Origin of the sequence: Gaiella sp. (genome assembly GCF_035558935.1) — a bacterium.
Classification (GTDB): domain Bacteria; phylum Actinomycetota; class Thermoleophilia; order Gaiellales; family Gaiellaceae; genus Gaiella.
The window spans coordinates 1-6,890 of record NZ_DATMBZ010000082.1 but is presented as its reverse complement, the minus strand read 5'-3'; the positions used below and the strand labels follow the sequence as shown (position 1 = coordinate 6,890).

Sequence of the window (6,890 nt, the reverse complement as noted above, 5' to 3'; positions counted from 1 at the left end):
GGCGCGCCGGACCTCGAGTTCCGCGCGGCGACCAAGCCGCTCGAGCTCGAGGAGTCCGCCCTGAGCTACCAGCGCGTCCCGGCCGGCTATCGGTTTCCGTACGGCCACACGCACATGAAGCAAGAGGAGGTGTACGTCGTCGTGCGCGGGAGCGGGAGGATGAAGCTCGACGACGAGATCGTCGAGCTCGCGGAGTGGGACGCGGTCCGGGTCCCACCCGGGACGTGGCGAGGCTACGAGGCCGGGCCGGATGGCCTGGAGATCCTCGTCTTCGGCGCGCCCCACCTCGGCGAGGATCCGCGCCAAGACGTCGACGGCGAGCGGGACTGGTGGGCTGACGCGTAGCCCGGTCGATCCTCGATGGGCCCAGCAAGGCGCCGTAGCATGAGCCGCGAGAAGCTCGGCGGACCCGAGCTCCCAGCCGCTTTGCGGCGGCTCCGGGACGAGCTTGCGGCGCTCCGGCTCGACCTCGATCTTCCGGATGCGGCCGCAGCGCGCTCCGCGCGTGACGACATCGTCGGCCAGACGGACGACTACCTGCTCCCGCGCCTCGATGGAATGGACGCGCCTGTCCTCATGGTGGTCGGAGGCTCGACTGGCGCAGGGAAGTCGACCATCGTGAACAGCCTCGTCGGCGCCGACGTCAGCCCGTCGGGGGTGCTGCGCCCGACGACGCGCGGCCCGGTCCTCGTCTGCCACCCGGACGACATGCGTTGGTTCGAGGACGACCGGATCCTCCCCGGCCTGCCCCGGGTGACCGGAGGCGCGCCGACCCCCGGCACGCTCCTGCTCACGCCTGCCCCCGCGCTGAGGCCCGGCCTGGCGCTCCTGGACGCACCCGACATCGACTCGGTACTCGCCGAGAACCGCGCCCTCGCGACGCAGCTCCTCGCGGCCGCCGATGCCTGGCTCTTCGTGACGACGGCGGCGCGGTACGCGGACGCCGTCCCGTGGGAGTTCCTCGCGACGGCGCGTGACCGCGGGACGGCGTTGTCGATCGTGCTCAACCGCGTGCCCGACGACGCCGACCGAGAGGTCGCCGCGCACCTCGCCGAGATGATGCGCGCGGAGCGGGTCGACGCCGCGTTGCTCGTCGTCGGAGAAACGCGGCTCGAAGACGGTCGTCTCCCGCCGGCCGAGCTCGTGCCGGTGCGCCGCTGGCTCGACGCGCTCGCTGCGGACGCGCAGGCGCGTGCCGACCTGATCCGCCGGACGCTCACGGGCGCGCTGCGCAGCCTGCCCGGCCGTGCGGGTGCCGTGGAGCGCGCGGCGGCCGAGCAGCTCGCTGCGGCGGCCGAGCTTCGCGCCCGGGCCGAGCTGGCGTATGCGTCGGCGCGGCAGGAGATCGAGGACGCGCTCCGGAGCGGCTCGCTCCTCCGCGGTGAGGTGGTCGCACGCTGGCACGAGGTGGTCGGCACGGGTGAGCTGATGCGCGAGCTGCAGACGCGGCTCGCTGCGATCCGGGACCGGTTGGCGAGCCTCGTCACCGACCGCGAGCCTGCCGGAGAGCAGCTGCGCGAGGCCGTCGAGCACCGGCTCGAGGCGGTCGTCCGCGCAGCGGCGGAACGCGCTGCCGAGCGCGCCGCACACGCGTGGGGCGAGAGCCCCGCCGGACGCGCGCTCGTCGACGGAGCGCCCGTCCTGACACGCGCGTCCGAGGAGCTTCGCGCAGACACGCGCGACCAGGTGCGGGAATGGCAGGCCTACGTCATGGAGCTCGTCCGTACCGAGGGAGCCGCGAAGCGGACCACGGCACGGCTTGCGTCGCTCGGCGTGAACGGGGCGGGCTTGACGGTAATGCTCGCGGTCTTCGCGAGCACGGGCGGGATCACGGGCCTCGAGGCGGTCGTTGCGGGCGGAACCTCCGCCGTCGGGCACAAGCTCCTCGAGGCGCTGCTCGGCGACCAGGCGGTGCGCTCGCTCGCCGCGCGTGCCCGGGACGACCTCGTGGAGCGTGTCGACGCGATTCTGCGCGAGGAGTCGGACCGCTTCGCCGCACTCCTCGAGGGGAAGGCCCCCGAGGCGTCGGCGATCGCGCGCCTCGACGCCGCGATCGACGGCGTTCGGCACGCGTCATGAGCGTCCATCTCGACCGGCGCCTGACCGCACTCGCCGACGCGGTCGGCGTCGCAGAGGGCCGGCTCGACTCCGAAGCGGTGGAGGCGGCGCGGCGCGTCACCGGCAAGGCGGGGGCGCGGCTCGGTCTCGGGATCGAGTCGACGGTCGTGGCGCTCGCGGGACCCACCGGAGCGGGCAAGTCGCTGCTCTTCAACGCGCTGACCGCGATCGACCTGGCAGCAGTCGGCCGGCGCAGGCCGACGACCTCGGTGGGTCAGGCGGCCGTCTGGGGAGACGGTGCCGACGCACTCCTCGACTGGCTCGAGATCCGACGCCGCCATCGGATCGAGAGTGACGGCCTTCGTGGCCTCGTCCTCCTCGACCTGCCCGACTTCGACTCTGTCGAGACCGCACACCGGCTCGAGGTGGACCGGATGGTCGAGCTCGCCGACCTCCTCGTCTGGGTCGTCGAGCCGCAGAAGTACGCGGACGCAGCGCTCCACAGCGGATACCTCGTACCGCTCGCGACGCACGGTGGCTCGATGGCCGTCGTCCTCAATCAGACCGACCTTCTCTCGGCGACCGAGACGGATGCCCTGCGACGCGACGCAGCGCGCCTGCTCGCACAGGACGGCCTCGTGGACGCACCGGTGCTCGCGATCTCGGCGCGAACCGGCGCAGGGCTGGACGAGCTGCGCGAGCTCCTCGAGCGGCGCGTTGCTTCGCGGGAAGCTGCCGTTCGACGACTTTCCTCGGACGTCGCGGCCGCCGCTGCCTCCCTCCGCCGCTGGTGCGGGCCGCCCCGATCCCAGGTGGTCGAGCCACGCGACCGCGACGCGCTCGCCGCGGCGCTCTCTGGAGCGGCGGGCGTCCCACGGGTCGTCGACGCCGTCGGCGCGGCGCACCGCCACCGGGGAACGCTCTCGAGCGGATGGCCGCCGGTTCGCTGGCTGCGCCGGCTGAAGCCCGATCCTCTGCGCCGCCTTCGCCTCGACGAAAGGACCGAGGCGGGGCTCGGCAGAACATCGCTGCCCCCCGCGACCGACGTTCAGGCCGCCCAGGTCGCGACCGCCGTGCGCGCCGTCGCGGACAGCGCGAGCGAGGGGCTTCCCGCACCCTGGCCGGCACTGGTCAGGCGTGCCGCGAGCGCCGACGAGGAACGGGTCGGCGACCGGCTCGACCTCGCCGTGCGATCGTCGAGGCTCGACACCGGGCCGCCGCGGTGGTGGCGCCTCGCATCCCTCCTCCAGTGGCTGCTGGCAGCGACCGCAATGGTCGGCCTGGCATGGATCGCGCTCGCCGGCATCGCCGGCTATTTCCGGATCGAGGACGTCGTACCGCTGCCGGACGTCGAGGGCGCGCCGATTCCGACATGGCTCGCGCTCGGCGGCCTCGCTCTCGGCGTCGTGCTCTCGTTCCTCACGCGCCTCGTGAACTCGGCGGGCGCGCGGCGGCGACAGCGCGCGGCCGAGCGGGCGCTGCGGCCTGGCATCGAGTCGGTCGCCCACGAGCTCGTCCTCGCCCCCATCGAGCGCGAGCTGGCGGCACACGAGGCACTCCGCCGGTCGCTCGCGGTGGCCGCTGGCGAGCGCTCGTAGCGATCACCGCAGATTCATTGACTACGATCGGCTGGCGCCGGTCTCAGTGCTTGCAGCGGTGGATCAAGCCTGTAACCCTGTGCGCTCATCAGCACAAGGAGGCGGACAATGCGTTCACGACGCACCGCGGCGCTTGTGGGGGGAGTCGTTCTCATTCTCGCGACGGCGGCCGGCGCCTTCGCAGGGCCGCTTACGCCCGGGCCACTCGTGCAGGTGTCGAGCACGAGCCCGCTCGCGGTCTGCACTGCGGACGACATCGGCGGCCAGAGCGGAACGGCGTTCGTCGGCAGCGAGGTCGAGCCGTGGGTCGACGTCAACCCGACGAACCCAGCAAACATCGTCGGAATCTGGCAGCAAGACCGCTGGTCGAATGGGGGCTCCCGCGGACTGGTCGTCGGCAGGAGCGCGAACGCGGGCGCGAGCTGGACGGCGGTCACGACGCTGAAGACGACGCTCTGTACGGGCGGGACGGCCGCGAACGGCGGCGGCTATCAGCGGGCGACGGACCCGTGGGTCTCGTTCGGCCCGACCGGGATCGTCTACCAGCTGAGCCTGTCGTTCAACGACGTTGCACCGCCGTTCACGACCTTCGACTTCGACCATGCGCTGCTCGCCAGCCGCTCGACCGACGGTGGCCTCACCTGGAGTGACCCCGTCGTCGTCATCCGCGACACGGCGCCGACGGTGTTCAACGACAAGCAGTCGATCACCGCCGACCCGACCGCCGCGAGCAACGTCTACGCCGTCTGGGACCGCCTTGTCTTTCCGGCTAGCGAGCGTGCGAGCGTCGTCGCGTCGTTCCGCACGAGCGCCTTCCGCGGCCCTGCGTGGTTCTCCCGGTCGACGGACGCGGGCCTCACGTGGGAGAGGGCACGGCCGATCTGGGACCCCGGCCAGCAGGATCAGACGATCGGCAACCAGATCGTCGTCCAGCCAAACGGGGCTCTGGTCGACATCTTTACGGAGTTCAACAACGAGAACGCGAAGAAGCACCGCGGAGGTTTCGTCCGGGTGCTGCGGTCGACCGACAGGGGAGCGACATGGTCGGGCCCCTACGACGTGAGTCGGCTCGGGACGATCGGTGTCACGGATCCTGAAACGGGCGACGAGGTCAGGACGGGCGACATCATCCCGGACATCGCCGTGGATCCGGCGAACGGGCGGCTGTACGCCGTCTGGCAGGACGCCAGCTTCAACGCCAACCAGGCGGACGCGATCGGATTCGCCCAGTCGCTCGACGGCGGCCTCACATGGTCGTCGCCGATCAAGGTCAACCAGACCCCGAACTCACTCCCGATCGCTGATCAGCAGGCCTTCACCCCGTCCGTGGACGTCGCGGCGAACGGCACCGTGGCGGTCACCTACTACGACTTCCGCAACAACACGAGTGCGCCGCCGCTGGCGACCGATTACTTCGTCGCGCATTGTCACCCGACGAGTGCGGCCGCGTGCACGAACGTCACCAACTGGGCCAGCGAGGCGAAGCTGACCGACCAGTCGTTCGACATGCGCCAGGCACCGGACGCCGGCGGCTTCTTCACTGGCGACTACGAAGGGCTCGCCAACGTCGCAAACGACTTCACGGCGTTCTGGTCGCAGCCGCACAATGGCGACCCGGCGAGCATCTTCTTCCGGCGAGCCGGCTAGCCCCCTCGGTGGAGCCCGGGTGACCGGGCTCCACCGCGAGACCCTCTACGCCAGGCGTCGAAGGTTCGGCAGGTCACTCCAGAGGGCTCGCCTCGACAGGTAAGCGGGATTCAGGCCCGCGACCGTGGCCTGGAACGCGATCTTGCCCTGATCGCACGCGATGCCGGTCGGTAGACCCACCCGGGCGATGTCGGCCCCCGACCAGCCTCCACGCTCCCCTTCCCGTCCGCGCCTGAACGCGTGACGCCGTAGCGCTGCCGATAGCTGGTCGTACTCGCAGACGCCTCACGCGCATCGCTGCGCGAGTCGTGACGCCTACGAGGTCTTCGGCTTCTTATCGAGGTGCAGCCAGTGGCGGATCTTGGCGATCAGATTGCTCATAGGGACGAGTGTATGCCCTTTTCCTGATCTGTTGGTCGGCCGGGGCGGTTGGGTTCGCGCGGCGTGGCTCCGCACTGGCCGATCTCGACGGGTTGATCGCGCCGAACTGGAGAGGACCCCCGGGGAAGAGTCCCTTGCGGCCGACCGTACCTGCCGGCTCGGTGACGCACGTCTCGATCAACACCCAAAGCAGAATCTTCTATCACAGGGCTAAGATTTCTTGCTATACTTTGTTCAATGCACGGTGATGCAAGGAGACGATTGTCATGACCACCCTTGTCCGCTTCCGCGAGCCGCTACGAAACTTCTCCATGAATGCCGAATTCGAGCGGCTGATCAATACGGTCTTTGAGTCGCCCGCTCGCTCCGCCCAGGCATGGACACCCCCGCTTGACGTCTGGGAGACTGAAGACGATCTGGTCTACGCCTTCGACATGCCCGGCATACCGGAGGACAAGATCGCCGTGGAGATCGAAGACAACACCCTCACGGTCAGCGGCTCGCGCGAGCGCGCCGAGAACGTAGAGGATGAGCGTTTCTTCCGCTCCGAGCGCCGCTTCGGCGACTTCACGCGGTCGGTCGCTCTCCCGCAGGGCTGTGGCGAGGGCGAGGCCCAGGCGCACTACGCCAACGGGGCACTCGAGGTCCACGTCAAGAAGCCGGAACAGTCCAAGCCCCGCCGCGTCCCGGTGCTGACAACCGTCGAGGCGGCGGCTCTACCGTCCAGCACGAACTGACCCCGAATCCTCCCGACTTCTGCGCGGGAGAACGAGGGCTTCTCAACGGCGGTCGCCACGTGCAGGTGGCGACCGCCGCATTTCACGAGACGCGCCGAAATCCCCCAGGACCGCGGAACCGGTCGGGCCGCAGCGGCCCGCCTCCGCAACACCGACCTCGGTCAATCGTTCCCGCGAAATCCCGGCTTCCTGATTGGCTGGAATGGCCGCCATGCCACCAGAGCACTGCGGTTTACCGAGAGGCATCTGGACGAGCCTGCCTGTGGTCAGTCTGTCGCTCGAGGCGAGTGCGGTGTCGTCCCGCAGATCGTTCACGCGGCGACGTGCGGGGCACAACAAAGCACTGGCCCTGCATGTCGAATCCTGTTCGCCTGGGCTCCTACGTCTCGCGCGCCTAGGCGCGTCGGGAGATTGCGGGCTTTCGGCCGGGGTTCTGGCTGCAGGGCCAGATAACACATCCTAGGCCATC

Annotated in this window: 5 protein-coding genes; all 5 read left to right on the top strand. The window is 70.2% G+C overall.

Annotation, left to right across the window (positions count from 1 at the left end; all coding sequences use genetic code 11):
• Window positions 1–345 (top strand): cupin domain-containing protein (locus VNM44_RS08235; protein ID WP_325624870.1); only part of this gene is annotated, 345 nt, incomplete at its 5' end.
• A gap of 39 nt (window positions 346–384) precedes the next feature.
• Window positions 385–2,079 carry a dynamin family protein gene (locus tag VNM44_RS08230; protein ID WP_325624867.1) on the top strand — a complete coding sequence of 565 codons (1,695 nt, stop codon included), beginning with the start codon at window positions 385–387 and terminating at the stop codon, window positions 2,077–2,079.
• Complete coding sequence (locus VNM44_RS08225; protein ID WP_325624864.1) at window positions 2,076–3,656, top strand: GTPase; 1,581 nt, start codon at window positions 2,076–2,078, stop codon at window positions 3,654–3,656. Before VNM44_RS08230 ends, VNM44_RS08225 begins: the two co-directional genes overlap by 4 nt.
• 108 nt (window positions 3,657–3,764) lie before the next feature.
• Window positions 3,765–5,303 (top strand): sialidase family protein, encoded by a 1,539-nt coding sequence (locus tag VNM44_RS08220; RefSeq protein WP_325624860.1) that lies wholly within the window; start codon window positions 3,765–3,767, stop codon window positions 5,301–5,303.
• 647 nt (window positions 5,304–5,950) lie between these two features.
• Window positions 5,951–6,421, top strand: coding sequence for an Hsp20/alpha crystallin family protein (locus VNM44_RS08215; RefSeq protein WP_325624856.1), 471 nt, complete (start codon window positions 5,951–5,953; stop codon window positions 6,419–6,421).
• Window positions 6,422–6,890 lie beyond the last annotated feature (469 nt).

Coding starts and splice junctions, on each gene's coding strand:
- VNM44_RS08215 (WP_325624856.1), top strand. CDS start 5,951: ATGACCACCCTTGTCCGCTTCCGCGAGCCGCTACGAAACTTCTCCATG.
- VNM44_RS08225 (WP_325624864.1), top strand. CDS start 2,076: ATGAGCGTCCATCTCGACCGGCGCCTGACCGCACTCGCCGACGCGGTC.
- VNM44_RS08230 (WP_325624867.1), top strand. CDS start 385: ATGAGCCGCGAGAAGCTCGGCGGACCCGAGCTCCCAGCCGCTTTGCGG.
- VNM44_RS08220 (WP_325624860.1), top strand. CDS start 3,765: ATGCGTTCACGACGCACCGCGGCGCTTGTGGGGGGAGTCGTTCTCATT.